15 protein-coding genes and 2 tRNA genes are annotated in these 21,119 nt (G+C 58.4%); 3 read left to right on the forward strand and 14 right to left on the reverse strand.

The features are described 5' to 3' along the window. Positions 1–215: 215 nt before the first annotated feature. Positions 216–980 carry a 23S rRNA (guanosine(2251)-2'-O)-methyltransferase RlmB gene (gene rlmB, locus CKW31_RS00105; RefSeq protein WP_095092342.1) on the reverse strand — a complete coding sequence of 255 codons (765 nt, stop codon included), beginning with the start codon at positions 978–980 and terminating at the stop codon, positions 216–218. Continuing rightward, positions 977–3,607: a ribonuclease R gene (gene rnr, locus CKW31_RS00110; protein WP_095092343.1), complete on the reverse strand. Its 2,631-nt coding sequence runs from the start codon at positions 3,605–3,607 to the stop codon at positions 977–979. The genes rlmB and rnr overlap by 4 nt, the downstream gene beginning before the upstream one ends. 225 nt (positions 3,608–3,832) lie before the next feature. Here rnr and CKW31_RS00115 point away from each other — a divergent pair. Both CKW31_RS00115 and CKW31_RS00120 read left to right on the forward strand, forming a co-directional pair. Continuing rightward, a tRNA-Leu gene (locus tag CKW31_RS00115) sits at positions 3,833–3,919 on the forward strand. Positions 3,920–4,145: 226 nt separating this feature from the next. Beyond that, positions 4,146–4,232: transfer RNA gene (locus CKW31_RS00120), tRNA-Leu, on the forward strand. 507 nt (positions 4,233–4,739) lie between these two features. Here the strand turns inward: CKW31_RS00120 and CKW31_RS00125 are convergent. The 12 genes from CKW31_RS00125 to CKW31_RS00180 all read right to left on the reverse strand — a co-directional run bounded on the left by CKW31_RS00125 (position 4,740) and on the right by CKW31_RS00180 (position 19,891). Next, positions 4,740–6,674, reverse strand: a complete 1,935-nt coding sequence (locus CKW31_RS00125; protein ID WP_095092882.1) for a methyl-accepting chemotaxis protein — start codon at positions 6,672–6,674, stop codon at positions 4,740–4,742. 288 nt (positions 6,675–6,962) lie between these two features. Next, positions 6,963–8,255 carry an adenylosuccinate synthase gene (locus CKW31_RS00130; RefSeq protein WP_027900439.1) on the reverse strand — a complete coding sequence of 431 codons (1,293 nt, stop codon included), beginning with the start codon at positions 8,253–8,255 and terminating at the stop codon, positions 6,963–6,965. Between the two features lie 54 nt (positions 8,256–8,309). Then, on the reverse strand, positions 8,310–9,497 hold the full coding sequence (locus CKW31_RS00135) for an ATP phosphoribosyltransferase regulatory subunit (protein ID WP_095092344.1): 1,188 nt from the start codon (positions 9,495–9,497) through the stop codon (positions 8,310–8,312). 281 nt (positions 9,498–9,778) lie between these two features. Further along, positions 9,779–10,648, reverse strand: a complete 870-nt coding sequence (gene hflC / locus CKW31_RS00140) for a protease modulator HflC (RefSeq protein ID WP_027900441.1) — start codon at positions 10,646–10,648, stop codon at positions 9,779–9,781. Further along, a complete protein-coding gene (hflK, locus tag CKW31_RS00145) occupies positions 10,648–11,820 on the reverse strand; it encodes an FtsH protease activity modulator HflK (RefSeq protein ID WP_095092345.1) in 1,173 nt (390 codons plus the stop codon). Before hflK ends, hflC begins: the two co-directional genes overlap by 1 nt. Positions 11,821–11,916: 96 nt before the next feature. After that, the gene (gene hflX, locus CKW31_RS00150) at positions 11,917–13,218 is read right to left on the reverse strand and encodes a ribosome rescue GTPase HflX (protein ID WP_027900443.1); all 1,302 of its coding nucleotides are present in this window, start codon (positions 13,216–13,218) and stop codon (positions 11,917–11,919) included. Between the two features lie 12 nt (positions 13,219–13,230). Then, positions 13,231–13,491, reverse strand: coding sequence for an RNA chaperone Hfq (gene hfq, locus CKW31_RS00155; protein ID WP_027900444.1), 261 nt, complete (start codon positions 13,489–13,491; stop codon positions 13,231–13,233). Between the two features lie 88 nt (positions 13,492–13,579). Next, positions 13,580–14,551 (reverse strand): tRNA (adenosine(37)-N6)-dimethylallyltransferase MiaA, encoded by a 972-nt coding sequence (miaA, locus tag CKW31_RS00160; RefSeq protein ID WP_095092346.1) that lies wholly within the window; start codon positions 14,549–14,551, stop codon positions 13,580–13,582. Further along, positions 14,552–16,507 carry a DNA mismatch repair endonuclease MutL gene (gene mutL, locus CKW31_RS00165; protein ID WP_095092347.1) on the reverse strand — a complete coding sequence of 652 codons (1,956 nt, stop codon included), beginning with the start codon at positions 16,505–16,507 and terminating at the stop codon, positions 14,552–14,554. Beyond that, positions 16,504–17,934: an N-acetylmuramoyl-L-alanine amidase gene (locus CKW31_RS00170; protein WP_218192125.1), complete on the reverse strand. Its 1,431-nt coding sequence runs from the start codon at positions 17,932–17,934 to the stop codon at positions 16,504–16,506. The genes mutL and CKW31_RS00170 overlap by 4 nt, the downstream gene beginning before the upstream one ends. A gap of 2 nt (positions 17,935–17,936) precedes the next feature. Next, entirely contained in the window at positions 17,937–18,407 is a 471-nt protein-coding gene (tsaE, locus tag CKW31_RS00175; protein ID WP_176469749.1) for a tRNA (adenosine(37)-N6)-threonylcarbamoyltransferase complex ATPase subunit type 1 TsaE, read from the reverse strand. After that, a complete protein-coding gene (locus tag CKW31_RS00180) occupies positions 18,395–19,891 on the reverse strand; it encodes an NAD(P)H-hydrate dehydratase (protein ID WP_095092884.1) in 1,497 nt (498 codons plus the stop codon). Before CKW31_RS00180 ends, tsaE begins: the two co-directional genes overlap by 13 nt. A gap of 62 nt (positions 19,892–19,953) precedes the next feature. Here CKW31_RS00180 and queG point away from each other — a divergent pair, with 62 nt between their 5' ends. Next, a complete protein-coding gene (gene queG, locus CKW31_RS00185) occupies positions 19,954–21,039 on the forward strand; it encodes a tRNA epoxyqueuosine(34) reductase QueG (protein ID WP_095092349.1) in 1,086 nt (361 codons plus the stop codon). The last annotated feature ends 80 nt before the right edge of the window (positions 21,040–21,119 follow it).

Raw genomic sequence — 21,119 nt, forward strand, 5'->3', positions numbered from 1 at the left:
CTCAGGGACAGGCACATGAGCGCCTGCCGTGACAGCAAGGGGCGCAATTGTAGAGAAGGGGATGCAGAGGCGCAAGGCAATTGGTGAATATTTGAGCAGCGAAGATTCGTAGGACCGTCTTTAGCCGGGAGGGCGCTATTCCTGACGAGGAATATGCATTGACTGCCCTGCCCTTCTCCCGGCTAAAGCCGGTCCTACGAATAAATCATTTTGCCTTAGGCTTTCTTGGTTGCAGCCGCTTTCACATTGCGCTGACGCAACGCTTCGAACAGGCAAACACCTGTTGCAACCGAGACGTTCAGGCTGCTGACGCTGCCTGCCATCGGCAGACGCACCAGGTAATCGCAATGCTCACGGGTCAGGCGACGCATGCCTTTGCCTTCGGCACCCATGATCAGGATGGTCGGGCCAGTCAGGTCCTGCTGATACAACTCCTGCTCGGCCTCACCGGCCGTACCGACAACCCAAAGGCCACGCTGCTGGAGTTTCTCCAGGGTGCGCGCGAGGTTGGTCACGGCTACCAGCGGAATTACTTCAGCCGCACCACAAGCCACCTTCCGCACTGCAGGCGTCAGGGTTGCGGACTTGTCTTTGGGGACAACAACCGCCAGCGCTCCGGCAGCATCGGCAGTGCGCAGGCACGCGCCGAGGTTGTGCGGATCGGTTACACCGTCAAGCACCAGAATCAACGGCGCGCCTTCAGTACGATCCAGCAGCTCATCGAGCATTGCCTCGCCCCAGACCTGACTCGGACTGACTTCCGCGACAACACCTTGATGCACACCATCAACCCAGGCATCCATTTCGCGCCGCTCGGCCTGGCCGATCGAAACGCGATTTTCACCGGCCAACCCAACCAGCACTTGAACGCGAGGATCATTACGCCCCTCGGCCAGCCAGATTTGCTTGACCCGCTTAGGGTGGTGACGCAACAGCGCTTCTACAGCGTGCACGCCGTAGATTTTTTCCAACTGACTCATGACTTCGCCTTGGGCTTACGCGCCCCGCCGCTTTTCGCAGCTGGAGCCGAACCCGCTTTCGGCGGGCCTTTACGGTGTTTACTGGGTTTAGCAGGTCTGTCCGACGACGGCGCAGAACCGGCTTTACCGGACTTTCCCGACGATGCCTTGCTACCACCCTTCGCTTCAGCCAGCAGAGCCTGTTTCAATTCGCGACTTTTGCGTACTTCAGCGTTTTTCGCGGCTGCATCACTAGGCCGGTAGGCCTCGGGCTCTGCACTGGCCTTGGCTTTAGCCTTGGCCGGACGCTTGCTCGGCGCACGCTCTGGCGCAGCGGCTTTTTCAGCAGGCTGCGGCTCGGCACCGCGACGCTTGCGGCCAATCGGGGCGCTGATGGTTTTCTCGGCCATCTCGAAATCGATCTTGCGCTCATCCAGATCAACGCGCATGACACGCACTTCAACGGTGTCACCCAGGCGGAAGCTACGACCGGTGCGCTCGCCCGCCAGGCGGTGATGCAGCGGATCGAAATGGTAATAATCGCCCGGCAAAGCGGTGACGTGCACCAGACCTTCGACATAGATATCGGTCAGTTCAACAAACAGACCAAAACCAGTCACAGCTGTGATCACGCCCGGGAAAGACTCGCCTACGCGGTCTTTCATGAACTCACACTTGAGCCAATTAACCACGTCACGCGTCGCCTCATCGGCGCGGCGCTCGTTCATCGAACACTGTTCACCCAACTGCTCGAGAATGGCATCGTCGTACGGATAGATACGAGCTTTCGGGATTACGGCAGCACCCGCTCGGCGCACGTGCGGCGTGTCCTGCTTCGAGCGAATCACGCTGCGGATTGCGCGGTGAGTCAGCAGGTCCGGATAACGACGAATTGGCGAGGTGAAGTGGGTATACGCCTCGTAATTCAGACCGAAGTGGCCGTTATTGTCAGAGCTGTATACCGCCTGACTCAAAGAACGCAGCATGACAGTCTGAATCAGGTGATAGTCCGGACGATCACGTACGGTTTCCAGCAACGCCTGATAATCCTTCGGCGTCGGACCGTCTTTACCCTTGTGTAGAGACAGACCCAACTCCCCCAGGAACGCACGGAGTTTTTCCAGGCGCTCAGGTGGCGGACCATCGTGCACGCGGTAAAGCGCAGGAATCTCATGCTTCTTGAGGAATTCAGCCGTGGCCACGTTGGCAGCCAGCATGCACTCTTCAATCAGCTTGTGAGCATCGTTACGAGTAGTCGGGCGGATTTCAGCGATTTTGCGCTCGGTCCCGAAGATGATGCGGGTTTCCTGCGTTTCAAAATCAATCGCGCCACGCACATGACGAGCACCGAGCAGCACTTTGTACAACGCATAAAGCTGCTTCAGGTGCGGCAACACGTCCGGGTATTCGCCACGCAACTGGCGAGCGTCGCTGCTTTTCGGCTGTTCCAGCATGGTACTGACCTTGTTATAGGTCAGACGCGCATGGGAGTGGATGACAGCTTCATAGAACACGTAATCAGTCATCTCGCCGGTTTTGGAGATGGTCATCTCGCAAACCATGGCCAGGCGATCAACGTGCGGATTCAGCGAGCACAAGCCATTGGAAAGCTGCTCAGGCAGCATTGGCACGACCCGCTCGGGGAAGTAAACCGAGGTGCCACGCACCTGCGACTCGGCGTCCAGAGCAGAACCGATCTTCACGTAGCTCGACACGTCAGCGATAGCGACGTAGAGCTTCCAGCCACCCGAGAACAGACGCAGTTTGCCGGGCTTGGCTTCGCAATAAACCGCGTCATCGAAGTCGCGAGCATCTTCACCGTCGATGGTGACGAACGGCAGATGGCGCAGATCGACGCGATTTTCTTTGTCTTTTTCTTCAACTTCCGGCTTGAGCTTGGCGGCTTCTTTGAGCACGGCCTCTGGCCAGACGTGAGGAATATCGTAGGTGCGCAGTGCGACATCGATTTCCATGCCGGGCGCCATGTAGTTGCCCACGACTTCAACGATATCGCCTTGAGGCTGGAAGCGCGGCGTCGGCCAGTGGGTGATTTTCACCTCGACGAACTGACCGATCTTCGCGTTGTTATTGCGACCCGGAGTGACCAGCACTTCCTGCTGGATTTTTGGGTTGTCAGGAACGACAAAACCAATGCCGCTCTCTTCGAAGTATCGGCCGACCACGGATTCGTGGGCACGGGAAATCACTTCAACGATCACGCCTTCGCGGCGACCGCGACGGTCCAGGCCGGAAACGCGTGCCAGAGCACGGTCACCATCGAACACCAGACGCATCTGGGCCGGACTCATGAACAGGTCATCGCTGCCATCGTCAGGAACCAGGAAGCCGAAACCATCACGATGCCCGGAGATGCGCCCCAGGATCAGGTCCAGCTTGTCCACCGGGGCATAGGTGCCACGACGGGTGTAGATCAACTGAGCGTCGCGCTCCATGGCTCGCAAACGGCGGCGCAGGGCTTCGAACTGATCTTCAGTTGTCAGGCCAAATTCTTCCACCAACTGCTCACGACTCGCTGGCGAACCGCGATCGGAGAGGTGAGCCAGGATCAACTCACGGCTGGGGATAGGGTTTTCGTATTTTTCCGCTTCACGAGCGGCCTCGGGATCGAGGGACTGCCAATCGGCCATTAGATAGTTTTCACCTTGTCTATATGGGGGCTAGTTTGGCATACACCTATTGAAACGGGAAATTTCACACTCGAACAACGCCTGAAAAACCCGTGACCGGATGCAAAAAAGCCTTTAAATACACCGCCTGCGATTTTTTTCAAATATTTTAACCACTGGGGGTTTACAGTGCAAAAGGCGCTCCGTATAGTGCGCGCCATCGACAGGTAGACGCTTGTCGATATTGCCCAGATGGTGAAATTGGTAGACACGCCAGCTTCAGGTGCTGGTGACCGCAAGGTCGTGGAAGTTCGAGTCTTCTTCTGGGCACCAATTCAGAGCAGCAGATTGTAAAATCTGATGACTCTCCCAAAAACCCGCGAAAGCGGGTTTTTGCATTTCAGGGTTTTGGTTTAGCGCTTTTTGCTTGATGCCTCTGTTTGCTGCTTTTGGATGCCCGAGCAGAAAAAGCATTTATTAAAACCAAAACAGGGGTTTACAGATCAAAACCTGCTCCGTATAGTGCGCTCCATCAACGGCGTGCAACGCTGCTGATGCTGCCCAGATGGTGAAATTGGTAGACACGCCAGCTTCAGGTGCTGGTGACCGCAAGGTCGTGGAAGTTCGAGTCTTCTTCTGGGCACCAATTCAAACAAAACCGAGCCATGTGCTCGGTTTTGTGCTTTCTGGGGTTGGGAATAAGTCACGGGCTTTATTCAAACCCCCGCCTACAGAACCTGCGCAGCCCCGCAGGACCGGCTTCAGCCGAGAGGGCGTCCGGATAGTCGCTAAATTTTCTTTGGCAAAAATACCGCTTTCCCGGCTAAAGCCGGTCCCACGGGATTCCAGGCGAACATGGAATCTCCCACAGGAATCACTGTTGACGTGGGACCGGCTTCAGCCGGGAAGAGGCCGGGACAGTCGCTGAACCTTCATCTGCAGAAATCCCCCCTTCCCGGCTAAAGCCGATCCCACGGAATTCCAGGCGAACATGGAATCTCCCACAGGAATCACTGTTGACGTGGGACCGGCTTCAGCCGGGAAGAGGCCGGGACAGTCGCTAAATTTTCTTCGGCAAAAATACCGCTCCCGGCTAAAGCCAGTCCTACGGGATTCCAGGCGAACATGGAATCTCCCCAGCCAATCCCTGCAGTTAAGCCCTGAACTGCCCCAGACTTGCCTTCAACTGTGCAGCCAGACCATCCAGTACTTTGCCGCTCGCCGTAGTCTCTTCAACGACTTGCGCGGCACGCTGGGCCTGGGCGTGGATCACTTCCACACGCCCTCGCACTGCGTGTGCGCCTTCTGCCTGATGCGCCGCAGCCTTGGTCGCCAGACCAATCGCCGTGTGCACCTGCTCAACGGATTCCTGCACCGATTGCTGCAACCTGACGCTATTGCGCAGCACCGCCAGACCTTCATTAGCCTGCCGCCCCGCCAGACCAATGGCCGCCACAGCCTCTTTCGCACCCGATTGCAGCGCACCGATGTGCGCCTGAATATCACCCGTGGAGCTTTGCGTCTTGCTCGCCAACGCACGAACCTCATCGGCGACCACCGCAAAACCGCGCCCGGTTTCCCCTGCCCGCGCAGCCTCAATGGCTGCGTTCAGCGCCAACAGATTTGTCTGCTCGGCAATACCGTGAATAACCTCCAGCACCACTTCGATCTGCTCGCTCTGCTGCGCCAGTCGCTCAATAACTTTTGAACCGGTTTCGACCTGCTCCGCCAGCGCTTCAATCAAGCCGCCCACCTGATTCGACGTGCGCGTGTTTTCATCAGTCGCCTGACGAATATCCACCACCTGCCTCAGCGCTGCCTGCATCGCGTGGCTCTCGGACTGAGCTTCGTCGGCCATGTGCTCAAGCGCTTGCAGACTGGCAGCCACTTCATCACGCTGCATGGCGGCCGCAGCACCTGCACCCGCGTTGCGCTGACTCATCGCATTGATTTCAACACCCGTGCGCTGAGCAACATCTCCAGCTTCGCGAACAATGGGCTGAAGCTTGGCGACAAAACGATTCACCGCTGCCGCCATGTCGCCGATCTCATCGTTACTGTCGATTTTGACCCGCTTGGTCAGATCCCCCTCGCCCGCCGCCAGATCGTCCAGTGCCGCGATCAACAGCAGCAGTTTGTTAACCACCCTGCGCCCCAACACGACGGCCAATAGCAACAGGACGCCCAACCCCACCAGGGCAAGGCCCATACCTATCCGCCAGCGCAGCGTTTCAGACGCTTCCTTTACCGCTGACGTTGTGTTGGTAGCCATGGCAGAAGCCGCGTTTTGCGCCGAATCAAGGCGTGAACGCAGGGCTGCCGAGCTTTCCCTGGACGCGCCTCCCAGGCTTTCGGAAACCAATTGCCCGCCGCTGGTGATCAGCGTCGCGAAACGCTTGTCGAGAGCGACGAGGTTTTCTTCAACGGTGGCAGTGGAAACACCCATGCGTACTTTGCCGATTTCAACGCCGTTCGGGCTGATGGACGCCTCAACGTAGTAAACCGAACTGTCGGTTTTGGCAGCGTTCAGCACTTTATCCATTGCCCGCTCGCCCTCGCCTTTGGCAAGCAACGCCTGAATCAGAGGGTTTTCGCGATTCAGATAACGGGTCAGGTGCTCACCCGCCGCATCGTCATAAATCACGAACAACACATTGGGATTGCGCTGAGCGCGACGAGCGAATTCGGACAGCGTCGGCGTGTCGTTATCCCACATGGCGCGAGGTGCCACGGCAGCCAACAGTTCGGCCATATCGGTGGCTGAATCCTTGAGGTCTTTTTCCAGGGTGGCACGCAGTTGCGCCTGCTCATCCTTCAAACGGGCGGCAAGGCCTGTGCTCAAGCGCTGACTGGTACTGGTGGCAAGATTGTCGAGACTGGAGGTGACTTCGCGACTTGCCTGCTCCAGCTCGGAGGACAAGTGTTGCGAATCTACACCCAGGCGACTCGCAAGATCGGCTTCAAGCGCAGTAACAGTGCTCCGGGTAAGAGCGACCGCAACCAGCACCTGCACCAAAAGAGCGATGCCAAGTGCAATAAACACGGGGCGCAGCAAGCGGCTGCGCAAGAGAGAGAGGACAGCTGACACGGGGAATCCCTCCACCATCGGCGCCATTAAAATGATGGCACCTTTTCTGACGCTTATTACAGCAATCGCCGTGCCGTTCCAAGGACTATCCGATTCTAGAGGCGCTACGCGCTGTGGGACCGGCTTCAGCCGGGAATGGGCCGCTGCATCCAGCAGATATTTGACGGCAGGAAATGCAGTCTTCCCGACCAAGGCCGCTCCCACGGCGACTGGATTAATCTTTAATGCCTTTCATTTGGGCAAAAAAAAAGCCGCTTTCGCGGCTTTTTCTATGACTTCAACAACTTATCAGCCAAACGGATGACGCAACACGATGGTTTCGTTGCGATCAGGGCCTGTCGAGATAATGTCGATTGGTGCACCCACCAGCTCTTCCAGACGCTTGATATAAGCGCGAGCGTTGGCTGGCAGCTCTTCCAGTGTCTTGGCTCCCAGAGTCGATTCAGTCCAGCCGGGCACTTGCTCGTACACAGGCTTGAGGCCCAGGTAGCTGTCAGCGTCGGTCGGTGCTTCGATCACTGCACCGTGCTCGTTCTCGTAACCGATGCAGATGTTGATGGTTTCGAGGCCATCCAGCACGTCGAGCTTGGTCAGGCAGATGCCGGAGATGCTGTTGATTTCGATAGCGCGACGCAGGATAACGGCATCGAACCAGCCGCAGCGACGAGCACGGCCAGTGGTTGCGCCAAATTCGTGCCCACGCTTGGCCAGGAACGCGCCCACATCGTCAAACAGCTCTGTCGGGAAAGGTCCCGAGCCTACACGTGTGGTGTAAGCCTTGGTGATGCCCAGGATGTAATCCAGGTACATCGGACCAAAACCCGAACCCGTTGCGATACCGCCAGCCGTGGTGTTGGAGCTGGTGACGTACGGATAGGTACCGTGGTCGATGTCCAGCAACGAACCTTGAGCGCCTTCGAACATGATGTCTTTGCCGTCGCGACGCATTTCATGCAGCGCGGCAGTGACGTCGAGCATCAGCGGCTTGAGCAGCTCGGCGTATTCCATGCACTCATCGAGAGTCTTCTGGAAGTCGATGGCTGGTTCTTTGTAGTAATTGACCAGCACAAAGTTGTGGTAGTCGAGCAGCTCGCCCAGTTTGGCGGCGAAACGCTCACGATGGAACAGGTCGCCGATGCGCAGACCACGACGTGCAACCTTGTCTTCGTAAGCCGGGCCGATGCCACGACCGGTGGTGCCGATCTTGAACTCGCCACGCGCCTTTTCACGCGCCTGATCCAGCGCAACGTGATACGACAGGATCAACGGGCAGGACGGGCTGATGCGCAGACGCTCGCGCACTGGAATGCCCTTCTCTTCCAGCTTGATGATTTCACGCATGAGCGCATCCGGCGCAACAACCACACCGTTACCGATGAGGCACTGCACGCCTTCGCGCAGTACACCGGACGGAATCAGGTGCAATACGGTTTTTTCGCCGTCGATCACCAGAGTGTGACCCGCGTTGTGGCCACCCTGGTAACGCACTACAGCGGTAGCATGTTCGGTCAGCAGATCAACGATCTTGCCTTTGCCCTCATCACCCCATTGGGTGCCCAGGACTACGACATTCTTACCCATAACACTTGTCCTCATTCACGCAAACTTGGTGTCGGCGGCCGCCGACAGGAAAACTCAAGAAGCCAGCGGCACGACTTGCCAACGCTCGCCATGCTGAATCAATTGCCGATCGCAATCGGCCTCACGCGCTGCGGTAACCATCTGCCCAGGCAAAGCCTGTACAACACGCTGACCTTCACTGCGCAACTGACAAACCTGCTGCCAGAGTGCTGCATCCGTACTGTCCGGCATCCAGATCCCGCCGGTAGGCAATTCGATTTCCGCACGCCCCAATGTCACCAGGGTTTTCAGGTCCGTGGAAAAACCGGTGGCCGGGCGAGCCCGACCGAAATCCGCACCGATGTCATCATAACGACCGCCCTGAGCAATGGATTGACCCACGCCCGGAACGAACACAGCGAAGACGACACCCGTGTGATAGTGATAACCGCGCAACTCACCCAGATCAAAATACAACGGCAGCTCAGGGAAACGAGTTGCAAGGCGCTCGGCCACCGTCAGCAGATCGTCAAGGGCAGCCAGCACTGGCGCTGGCGCGTTGGCCAGGCGATCACGAGCTGCCGCCAGGACTTCACGACCACCGCACAGATCGACCAATGCCCGCAGCATCGACGCCAGATCGGCAGGCAGATTGGCTGTCAGCTCGATCACTTCGTCGATGGCCTTGCGTTGCAGGGCATCAAACAACAGTTGCTCAACTTCACCGGACAAACCGGCAGCACGTGCCAGGCCGCGGTAGATACCGACATGCCCAAGGTCCATGTGGACATCCGGCACATCGGCCAGTTGTAGCATGGCCAGCATCAGGCTGATGACTTCAACGTCGCTGCTCGGGCTTGCATCGCCGTACAACTCGGCGCCCAGCTGGATAGGGCTGCGCGAAGAAGACAGGGCACGCGGCTGCGCATGCAGCACGCTACCGGCATAGCACAGACGGCTCGGCCCTTCACGACGCAGGGTATGCGCATCGATGCGCGCCACTTGCGGGGTGATGTCGGCACGAAAGCCCATTTGCCGGCCCGACTGCGGGTCGATCACTTTGAAGGTGCGCAGATCCAGGTCCGAGCCCGCGCCAGTGAGCAAAGATTCAAGGTATTCGATATGAGGGGTGACTACGAATTCATAGCCCCAGCTCTGGAACAGATCCAACACCTGACGGCGCGCTACTTCTATGCGCGCCGCTTCAGGCGGCAGTACTTCTTCGATGCCATCTGGTAGCAGCCAGCGGTCAACCGTTGCCATTACGCCTTTCCCCTATGATCCGGGCGACCCGCGCCGAGGCGGGCCTTGAGTAAAGCAGAGAGTGGTCAGGTGCTGCGCCCATTCCTGCGGGCACGGCAAGCGCCCGAGAATGGCTCTTTCAGACCACTGTCCTCGAAAATCATGCCACTGCTGTGGCCAATCAATCGTGCAGACGCAAAAAAGCCGGGATTTTCCCGGCTGCCGCATCATACACACGTTTTACCGCATGATCACCCCGCCAGACGGTTTTGCCGCCCGGCGGGTAGATTACGGCTTTCAGATCACGGCTTGGATTTTTCCAGATAGCGGAAGAAATCGCTGCTCGGATCCAGAACCATCACGTCACTCTTGTTCGCGAAGCTTTCACGGTAGGCGCGCAGGCTACGGTAGAACGCGTAGAACTCCTGATCCTGGCCGTATGCCTTGGAGTAGATCGCGGAAGCTTGGGCATCACCATCACCGCGGGCCTCTTCAGACTCACGATAGGCTTCAGCCAGCAATACGCGACGCTGACGATCGGCGTCGGCACGAATGCCTTCAGCCAGCTCGTTACCCTTGGCGCGATGCTCACGCGCTTCACGTTCACGTTCGGTACTCATCCGTTCGAAAACGCTGCGGTTCACTTCCTTCGGCAGATCGATGGCCTTGACCCGAACATCGATAACCTCAATGCCCAGCTCCTTGTTTGCCATCGCGTTCAGCGAAGCGGTGATATCAGCCATCAACGCGTCACGCTCACCCGACACAGCTTCGTGCAGGGTGCGCTTACCGAACTGGTCACGCAGACCGGATTCAAGACGACGGGACAGACGTTCATCAGCGATTTGCTTGAGACCCGACGTTGCGGTGTAGAACACTTCCGCGTCCTTCACACGCCACTTGGCGTAGGCATCAACCATGACCGCTTTCTTTTCCAGCGTCAGGAAGCGTTGGGTCGGTGCATCCAGTGTCAGCAGGCGGCCGTCGAACTTACGCACCTGATTGACGTAAGGAATCTTCACATGCAGACCCGGTTGAATATTAGGTTCAACCACGCGACCAAATTGCAGCATTACGGCACGTTCAGTCTGGGACACGATAAACAGGCTGTTCCAGGCAACCACCGCCAGCACTACGGCAACAATCAGGGCGATCAGCGATTTATTGCTCATCAGCGAGTCTCCCTTGTACGCGGCTGCTGAATCTCTGCGGCGCGTGCGCCTGCATCAGCGCCGACTGCGGCTGCACCGTTAGTCGGGGCAGCGCTGTTACCGCTACGGCCATTTTCGATCATCTTGTCCAGCGGCAAATAAAGCAGGTTGTTACCGCCCTTGTCGCCCGTCACGAGGACCTTGCTCGTATTGGTGAACAGCTCTTGCATGGTGTCCAGGTACAGACGCTCACGCGTGACTTCCGGAGCTTTGCGATACTCGGCAACCAGCTTGGTAAAGCGATCAGCTTCACCCTTGGCGCGGGAGATCACTTCGTCGCGATAACCGTTGGCGTCTTCGATGATCCGCTGAGCCTGACCACGTGCTTCCGGAATCACACCGTTAGCGTAGGTTTCAGCCTGGTTACGGGACCGTTGCTCGTCTTCACGGGCACGAATCACATCATCGAATGCTTCCTGAACCTCACGAGGTGCAGCGGCGCTCTGTACGTTGACCTGAGTCACTGTGATACCGGTGCGGTAAGTGTCGAGGAAGCGTTGCAGACGCTCCTTGATTTCACTCGCCATCAGCTCACGACCTTCAGTCAGCACCTGGTCCATGGCCGTGGAACCCACGACATGACGCAAAGCACTTTCAGTGGCGTGTTGCAGACTGACTTCCGGTTGATCAACGTTCAGCACGAAATCACGCAGGTTGGAGATTTTGTACTGCACGGTCAGCGGCACTTCGACGATGTTTTCGTCTTCAGTCAGCATCTGGCCCTGTTTGCTGTAGGCACGTTCGCGAGTCACGTTTTCCATGTACTTGCGATCGAACGGCGGGAAATAGATGTTCAGACCCGAACCTACGGTTTCGTGGTACTGACCGAAGCGCAGCACAACGGCTTGCTCCTGCTCGTCCACGACGTAAATAGCGCTGTACAGCCAGATCGCAACCAGCACGACCAGGCCAATGCCCAGCAAGCCGAAACCGCCACCCTTGCCAGGGTTGCCGTTACCGCCGCCGTCACCACCACTGCGTTTCTTGCCACCACCGAACAAACCATTAAGGCTTTCCTGCAGCTTTCGGAAGGCCTCGTCGAGATCCGGTGGCCCCTTGCGGTCGCCGCCCTTGCGCTTACCACCCCAAGGATCCTGATTATTCGAGTTGCCACCCGGCTCATTCCAAGCCATAGCGCTCTCCATCTGATAAAGCAAAGACGCGCCCGCGGCGCGCCGACCAATGCTACAGAATGCCTGAGAGAGCCGTACAACGGCTTTCCCACGCTTTTATTGCAAAGTGTGTTGCTCGATGAATTCCAGCGGCTGCAGTCCTTCGCGACTCACCAGACGATTGAACTCAACGCGCGGTAAACGTACTGCCAACAAGCTGCTGCCCTGCTCGTCATACTCTTCGCTCTGCACCGCACCCAATTCGAAAAACTGGGCGCGCAACCGGGCGAAATCCTGAGACAGGTGCAAGGTGCCGACAAACAGATCGTCGCCGAGCAACTCGGCAACCGCCTGCTTGAGCAGATCCAGCCCTCGACCATCACGGGCGGAGACCCAGACACGTTGCGGTTTGCCATCGGCATCGCGCTGTATCTGCGGCTCTACCCCTTCAAGCAGGTCGAGTTTGTTATAGACCTCAAGTATCGGCAAGCCCTCGGCACCGATCTCGCCGAGTACTGCCATGACCTGTTCGATCTGCTCCATACGATCGGGCTCGTGAGAGTCGATGACGTGGAGCAGCAGATCGGAGTTGCTGGACTCTTCGAGCGTAGCGCGAAAGGCTTCGACCAGTTTGTGCGGCAGGTGGCGAATAAAGCCCACTGTGTCGGCCAGCACGATAGGCCCCAGGTCATCGAGTTGCAGACGGCGCAGGGTCGGGTCGAGTGTGGCGAAGAGCTGATCCGCAGCAAACACATCGGAATCAGTCACAGCATTGAACAATGTCGATTTGCCGGCGTTGGTATAGCCCACCAGTGAAACCGAAGGGATGTCGGCGCGCTTACGCCCGCGACGGGCCTGCTCACGCTGGCTGCGAACCTTTTCAAGACGGCCTTTGATCTGCCGCAGACGAACCCGTAACAGACGCCGATCCGTTTCCAGCTGGGTTTCACCGGGACCGCGCAGGCCAATACCACCGCCCTGGCGCTCAAGGTGAGTCCAGCCGCGAACCAGCCGCGTGCTCATGTGCTCGAGCTGTGCCAGCTCGACCTGCAATTTGCCTTCATGAGTACGCGCACGTTGCGCGAAGATGTCGAGGATCAACCCCGTGCGATCAAGTACGCGACACTCGAACACGCGCTCGAGGTTACGTTCCTGACTGGGTGTCAGCACGTGATTGAAGATGACGATATCGATTTTTTCGGCTTTGACCTGGTCGCGAAGCTCCTCGACCTTGCCACTGCCAATCAGATATTTGGCCGATGGCCGATGACGCGGCACGTTGACGAACGCGACGGTATCGGCGCCAGCTGATATGGCCAGTTCCCGAAACTCCTGCGGATCTTCACGCGCCTCAGGGTCCTGACCATCCAGGTGAACGAGTATTGCGCGTTCACCACCACTGTGGCGCTCAAAAAACAAAGCAGACTCCTATCAGGCGTTACCTGGCTCAGCGTCGCCCTGCTCACCTTCGGTTGCGCTAGGCAGACGAATCGGGCGAACCGGAACAACGGTAGAGATTGCGTGCTTGTAGACCATTTGGCTGACAGTGTTCTTCAGCAAAATAACGAACTGGTCAAAGGACTCGATGGTGCCTTGCAGCTTGATGCCGTTGACGAGATAGATCGAAACCCCAACCTTCTCTTTACGCAGGGTGTTCAGGTAAGGGTCTTGTAGCGAATGCCCTTTTGACATGTGCCGCACTCCTTTAAGGATCAATAATAATTCGAATTCAATTGGCTTGAACCGCCACCCCCCAAGGATAGACGGCTATTGCAAGGACTCAGCTCAATATGGAGACCGACCCCAGGTATTTCAAGGCGCGTGGCAAATTGTCGCTGGCCAGGCTGTCCAACCAGTGTAAATCGTCCCAGCTGCGTAGCCAGGTAAACTGTCGTTTGGCCAGTTGGCGCGTGGCAATGATCCCCCGCTCCTGCATCTCAGCCGATGTCAGCTTTCCATCCAGATGATCCCAGACCTGGCGATAACCAACGGCTCTTATCGATGGCAGACCCGTATGCAGGTCGCCTCTTGAGCGTAACGCCAGAACTTCGTCCAGGAATCCCTGGTCCAGCATTGTTGAAAATCTTGATGCGATACGGCCGTGCAACACCTTGCGATCTGCCGGAGCAATGGCCAGGTTGGCGACAGTATAGGGCAATTGCGGTCTACCAGAAGCCGCAGCATCGGTAGTTTGCGCAGTTTGTTGTTCTCTATGTGCCGTCATGCTCAACCCACTGACCCGATACACCTCCAGCGCACGTATCAATCGCTGCGGGTCATTGGGGTGGATTCGCGCCGCAGACACCGGATCCACTGCTGCCAACTGGTCATGCAAAGCCTGCCAGCCGTGGGCTGCAGCCTGTGCTTCCAGTTCCGCTCGAACCCCTGCATCAGCGGCCGGCATGTCTGCCAACCCGTCCAATAGAGCCTTGAAATACAACATAGTGCCGCCGACCAGCAGCGGAATTTTGCCGCGAGCGGTAATTTCTGCCATCGCAGCCAGTGCATCACTGTGAAAATCAGCAGCAGAGTAGCTTTCGGCCGGATCGAGAATGTCTACCAGACGATGAGGAAACTCGGCCAGTTGCGCTTTGGAAGGCTTGGCGGTGCCGATGTCCATGCCGCGATAGACCAGCGCCGAATCGACGCTGATCAGTTCGCAAGGCAGGACTTTGCAGAGTTCCATGGCCAGATCGGTCTTACCCGAAGCCGTCGGCCCCATCAGAAAGATGGCCGGAGGTAGAGCGCTCATTCAACGACCGCGCAGGAAGAGTTTGTCCAGATCATCCAGACCCATTTGGGTCCAGGTAGGTCGGCCATGGTTGCATTGACCGCTGCGCTCGGTGTTTTCCATGTCGCGCAGCAGACCGTTCATTTCCGGGATCGCCAGACGGCGGTTGGCCCGAATCGCACCGTGGCAAGCCATGGTGCCCAGCAATTCGTTCATGTGAGCCTGAACCCGGTCACTGGTGCCGTACTCCATCAGATCGGCCAGCACGTCGCTGACCAGACGGTTGGCCTCGGCCTGCTTCAACAAGGCCGGAATCTGCCGGATCGCCAGACTTTCAGGACCCAGTCGCTGCAACTCGAAGCCCAGACGCTGAAATGTCTCGATGTGCTCTTCGGCGCAATCGGCTTCGCGCTGGCTGACCGCGATGGACTCAGGCACCAATAAAGGCTGACCGCTCAAGCCTTCACTGGCCATCGCAATCTTCAGCCGCTCGTACATGATCCGCTCGTGTGCGGCATGCATGTCTACCAGCACCAGGCCGTGAGCGTTCTCCGCCAGAATATAAATGCCCTTGAGTTGCGCCAAGGCGTAGCCCAACGGAGGAATATCCCCTTGAGTCTCTGGCAATGACACCGCAGGCGTACCGGGCAACGGCGCATAAAACTCACGATAAGCGCTTTGCGCTTCGGCGGCAGGCAAGGTCGCTGTGGGGCGTGGCGTGTATTGATATTGATAACCAGCGCCCGCACCTGAACCGGCTGGCGGCGCATAAGGCTGAGCCTGAGGCTGCTCCAGCAGATTATTGGCCAGACGCATTTCACCCTGCGGCCCGAACTCACCGGCTTGCGGGCCAGTGGGTCGCTCGACGGCAGTGACTGGCGCGGCGCCTGCCAGTTGATCTTCGGGACGCACATCGCCCAGCGCCCGGTGCAACGTGCCATACAGGAAGTCATGCACCATGCGCCCGTCACGGAAGCGGACTTCGTGTTTGGTCGGGTGCACGTTGACGTCGACGACCGCCGGATCGACCTCGAAGAACAACACGAAGGTCGGATGACGACCATTGAACAACACGTCGCGATAAGCCTGGCGCACCGCATGCGCTACCAGCTTGTCGCGCACTGCCCGGCCGTTCACAAAGAAATACTGCAAGTCTGCCTGGCTACGAGAAAAGGTCGGCAACCCCACCCAGCCCCACAGATGCAAGCCATTGCGCTCAATCTCGATGGGCAGCGCCTGCTCCAGGAAACCTGGGCCGCAAATAGCCGATACACGCCTGGCACGTGCCATGTCGTCGTTGGCTTCATGCAGGCTGAGGATCGTCTTGCCGTTATGCCGCAAGTGGAAAGCCACGTCGAAGCGCGCCAGTGCCATGCGCTTGATCACTTCCTGCAAGTGATCGAATTCGGTTTTTTCCGCCTTGAGAAACTTGCGCCGCGCCGGGGTATTGAAAAACAGGTCGCGGACTTCAACGGATGTCCCCACAGGATGCGCCGCAGGCTGAACCCGGGAAGCCATGTCGCGGCCTTCGGTTTCAACTTGCCAGGCTTGATCTGCATCGCGTGTTCGGGAGGTCAGGGTCAATCGCGCCACAGAGCTGATCGATGCCAGCGCCTCGCCGCGAAAACCAAGACTCATGACCCGCTCAAGGTCTTCCAGCTCGCGGATCTTGCTGGTGGCGTGCCGAGCCAGTGCCAGAGGCAGGTCATCAGAGGAAATCCCGCTGCCGTCGTCACGAACCCGCAGCAGCTTGATGCCTGCTTGCTCGACGTCGACATCAATGCGCTTGGCACCGGAATCCAGACTGTTTTCCAGCAACTCCTTGATGACCGATGCTGGCCGCTCGACAACCTCACCCGCTGCGATCTGGTTGGCCAGCCGTGGGCTGAGCAGTTCGATCCGGGCTGCATTAAGGGCTACAGCGCTGGCAGGTGCCTGTACCTCAGGCTCAACACTGTCGAGAAGAAGATCGGTCATGGTTGAGCCGCCACCTCGGAGCTAGGGATTTTCAGGTCCTGCCCAATACGCAGCTCATCCGTTTTCAGGCTATTGGCGCTGCGCAGAGCCGCAGGGCTCATGTCGTAGCGAGCCGCCAGCATGGCCAGTGTTTCACCCGAGCGAACCACATGATTACGCGGCCCTTGGGCGAGCTTGCCGTTATCCCGCAGCCAGGCGATGTAAGTACCTTGCGGTGGATTCTGCTGGAAGAACTGCTTCACGCCAGAGTTGATCGAACGCGCCAGTGCCTGCTGATGCGAGGCAGCGCTGAGCTTGGCCGCTTCGGCATTGTTGGAGATAAAGCCCGTCTCGACCAGGATCGACGGGATATCAGGCGACTTGAGTACCATGAAGCCGGCTTGCTCAACACGGGATTTGTGCAGTGACGTCACGCGACCAATGTTGGTCAGGACTTTCTGCCCGACGTTGAGGCTCGACGACAGCGACGCGGTCATGGACAAGTCCAGCAATACCCCCGCCAGCATCCGGTCCTTGTCGTCCAGACTGACGGCACCGGCACCACCGATCAAGTCGGAACGGTTTTCACTGTCAGCCAGCCAGCGTGCAGTCTCGGACGTAGCCCCGCGCTCGGACAAGGCGAACACCGAGGCACCAAATGCCGCGCGTGAAGGTGCAGCGTCGGCGTGAATCGACACAAACAGGTCCGCGCCTTTGGCTCGGGCGATTTCCGTACGTTTGCGCAGCGGGATGAAGTAGTCGCCGGTGCGGGTCAGCTCGGCGCGGTAGCCTTTTTCAGCATTGATCTGACGTTGCAGCTCTTTGGCGATGGCCAGTACCAGGTTCTTTTCTTTCTGCCCGCTACTGCCGGACGCACCCGGATCTTCGCCGCCGTGCCCCGCGTCAATCACGATCACAATGTCGCGCTTGCCGTTCGGCACAGGCGTCAGCTTGATTTCGGGCTTGGCCGGGCTGACCGGCACGGCAGGCGCTGTGTTCGCGGCCGTATCGGGAATGGTCGGGCTCGGATTGGCATCGCCCGGCTCGTCGAACAGGTCGACAACCAGACGGTTCCCGTATTGCTGGTTCGGAGCCAGCGTAAAGCTCTTGGGCGTCACGGCCTTTTTCAGGTCGATGACCACGCGCAAATCCGTAGCGGTGCGCTGGGCGGAACGCATGCTGGTGATGGGCGTATTGGCCATGGGCACATTCAGCGGACCGCCGAGGGTCGCGCCGTTGATATCGATAACCAGTCGATCAGGAGAAGTCAGGGTGAAAACGCTGTGCTGGACGGGTCCGGAGAGGTCAAAAACCAGTCGTGTGTTATCCGGTGCGCGCCATAGGCGGACACTTTTTACCTGTGTTGCAGCCAGCGCATCAACAGCCAGGGCTGTCAAAAGCAGACCCACTACAGTAACCAGCGCGCGAATGCGCATACCTAACCCCATATCTATTTGAATTCCAACGCCAAAGCGGCACACCAGGTTTCGCCACGCGAGCCAATTGGACTCAAAGTCAGTGCTCGACCTTGCGCATGCGGCCTAATGGTAATGGTCAGGTCAGGCTTTGGCAAAAAGCCTGCACCGAGCTGGGGCCACTCGATCAAACAAAGTGCATCGCCTTCCAGGTAATCGCGGATACCGAGGTACTCCAGCTCCTCAGGGTCAACCAACCGGTAAAGGTCGAAGTGAAATACGCGAACCGAGCCAATTTCATAGGGTTCGACCAGGGTGAAGGTCGGGCTCTTGACCGCGCCTTCATGCCCGAGGCCACGGATGATGCCCCGGGAAAGCGTGGTTTTACCTGCCCCCAGATCACCTTCCAGAAAAATCACGCCCACCCCTCGAGTGACCTCGGCAATGCGCTCACCAAACTGGGTCATGGCCTCTTCACCGACCAAATGCAGCGTTAACTCAGACACGGATGCTGCTCCTCCAATAACTGACGAATGGCTGGAATCAAATCACTGGCCGCCAACCCACGGCCCGCTTCGCCGACCTGCTGTCCAGCGCTGGCATGCAACCAGACCGCCAGACATGCGGCATCGAACGGTTTCATTTTTTGCGCCATCAACGCACCGACCAGCCCGGCGAGCACGTCGCCCAGACCCGCAGTCGCCATGGCCGGATGGCCGCGATCACAGAGCATTAACTGACCGTCGACGTCAGCGATCAGGCTACCGCTGCCTTTCAACACGCAGACCGCCTGGTATTTATCGGCCAGTGCTCGCGCGGCAGCAGGGCGGTCAGCCTGGATTTGTTTAGTCGTCATCCCCAGCAAGCGTGCAGCTTCGCCGGGATGCGGGGTAATGACGCTGCCCTCGGGAAGCGAGACAAAACCTTGCGCCAACTGGTTAAGGGCATCGGCGTCCCACACCTGAGGCCGTTGAGCGTTGGCGGCGGCTGACAGCAAGCTGCGACCCCAGGCGGCTTGTCCCATGCCAGGGCCGACCACCAAAACACTGGCGGGCTCAATCAATGCCATCAACTGGTTAGCCGAACGGATCGCCGCGCTCATCACTTCGGGCATACGAGTCAGCGCAGCAGGAATGTGTTCGGCTCGGGTCGCCAACGTGACCATTCCCGCGCCACTGCGCAAGGCACTTTCAGCGCTCAGCAGGCAGGCCCCGCCGAAACCATGATCGCCGCCAATGACCAGCACCCGGCCATACAGGCCTTTATGAGCCGTACGAGGGCGCGCAGCCAGACGCGGCAGATTAAAGGTATCAAGGCGAGTCGCGCTGCGAATGCCTCTGGAGACGACGGCCGGATCAGCCTGCAAGTCGTCAAACACCAACTCGCCCACCAGGTCCGGTGCATCACCGGTCAGCAGGCCCAGCTTCAAGCCTATATAGGTCACGGTCAGATCGGCTCGCACCGCGACACCCAGAATACGTCCGGTATCGGCGCTCAGCCCGGAGGGAATATCCACCGCCACGACCGGCAAGCCACTGGCATTAATCGATTCGATTGCCGCCGCGTAGGGCTGGCGAACGTCACCGTTCAAGCCCGTTCCCAGCAGCGCATCCAGCACGATGCCGCGCAACGGCTGATCAGCCCACGATTGAACATTGAGACCCGCAGCGACAGCCGCGCTGTAAGCGTCAGCGGCATCGCCAGCCAGCGCGGCGGGATCGGCCACGCTGAACACCTGAACATCCCAACCCGCTTTGCGCGCCAGAGCGGCAATCAGATAACCGTCGCCCGCGTTGTTGCCGCGACCGGCCAGCACGCTCAACTCCCGCGCCTCAGGCCAGTGTCGACGCAGCGCGCGCCACGTCGCATGGGCGGCCCGTTGCATCAATTCACTGCCGCACGTTCCCGCAGCAATGAGCTGTGCGTCCAGCTCGCGGACCTGCGCGGCGCTGTACAGTGCGTCGGGTAATTGGGGATTCGTGTCGACCATGCGTTTCTTGGCTCCGATGTCTGGCAGAATTATACGCACCTCCACCCGGTTTCTCCTTGCGCATGCCCGTTATTACTGTTGATTCACCCAATACTGTTGACCTTGTCACCCTTGCTCAATCGATCAAGGAGTGGGGCCGCGAGCTGGGTTTTCAGCAAGTCGGGATTGCCGGGCTCGATCTCGCCGAACATGAGCAACACCTTGAGCGCTGGCTAGAGGCGGGCTATCACGGCGAGATGGACTATATGGCAGCGCATGGCAGCAAACGTTCGCACCCTGAAGAGCTGGTGCCTGGCACCTTGCGGGTGGTCTCGTTGCGCATGGATTACCTGCCCGGCGACACCGAGATGACTCAGCGCCTGACTGAGCCGGAAAAAGCCTACGTATCCCGCTACGCTCTGGGTCGCGACTATCACAAGCTGATCCGCAAGCGTGTGCAGCAACTGGCCGAACACATCCAGCAAGCTATAGGCCCGTTTGGCTACCGCGCTTTTGTTGACAGCGCCCCGGTGCTGGAAAAAGCCATTGCCGAACAGGCCGGACTTGGCTGGATCGGCAAGAACACGCTGGTGCTCAATCGCAAAGCCGGAAGTTTCTTTTTCCTGAGTGAGCTGTTTGTCGACCTGCCATTGCCCGTAGACCCGCCTCACACCACTGAACATTGCGGCCGTTGCACTGCGTGCCTGGACATTTGCCCCACCGCGGCCTTCGTCGGGCCTTATGTGCTGGATGCCAGGCGCTGCATTTCTTATCTGACCATTGAACTGAAAACCGCCATCCCCGAGGAGCTACGCCCGCTCATTGGCAACCGGGTGTTCGGTTGCGATGACTGCCAGATCGTTTGCCCCTGGAACCGTTTCGCCCGCCCCACCGACCAGAGTGATTTCCAGCCACGCCACAATCTGGATAACGCGGGTCTGGCCGAGTTGTTCATGTGGGACGAGGATAAATTCCTCAGCAATACCGAAGGATCACCGCTACGCCGCGCCGGTTACGAACGTTGGTTACGCAATCTGGCCGTGGGGCTGGGCAATGCGCCTTCGACGATTCCGGTGCTTGAAGCGCTTGAGGCGAGACGGGAGTATCCGTCGGAGTTGGTGAGGGAGCATGTGGAGTGGGCGTTGCGGCAGCATCGACACCGCGGTTAATGGCTGGAGCGAACTTGTTCGCGAGAAATTACCTCAACCGATGAATTCGTATCGCCTGACAGAAATCCTCGCGAACAAGT

Source organism: Pseudomonas sp. Irchel 3A5, assembly GCF_900187575.1.
Taxonomy (GTDB): domain Bacteria; phylum Pseudomonadota; class Gammaproteobacteria; order Pseudomonadales; family Pseudomonadaceae; genus Aquipseudomonas; species Aquipseudomonas folii.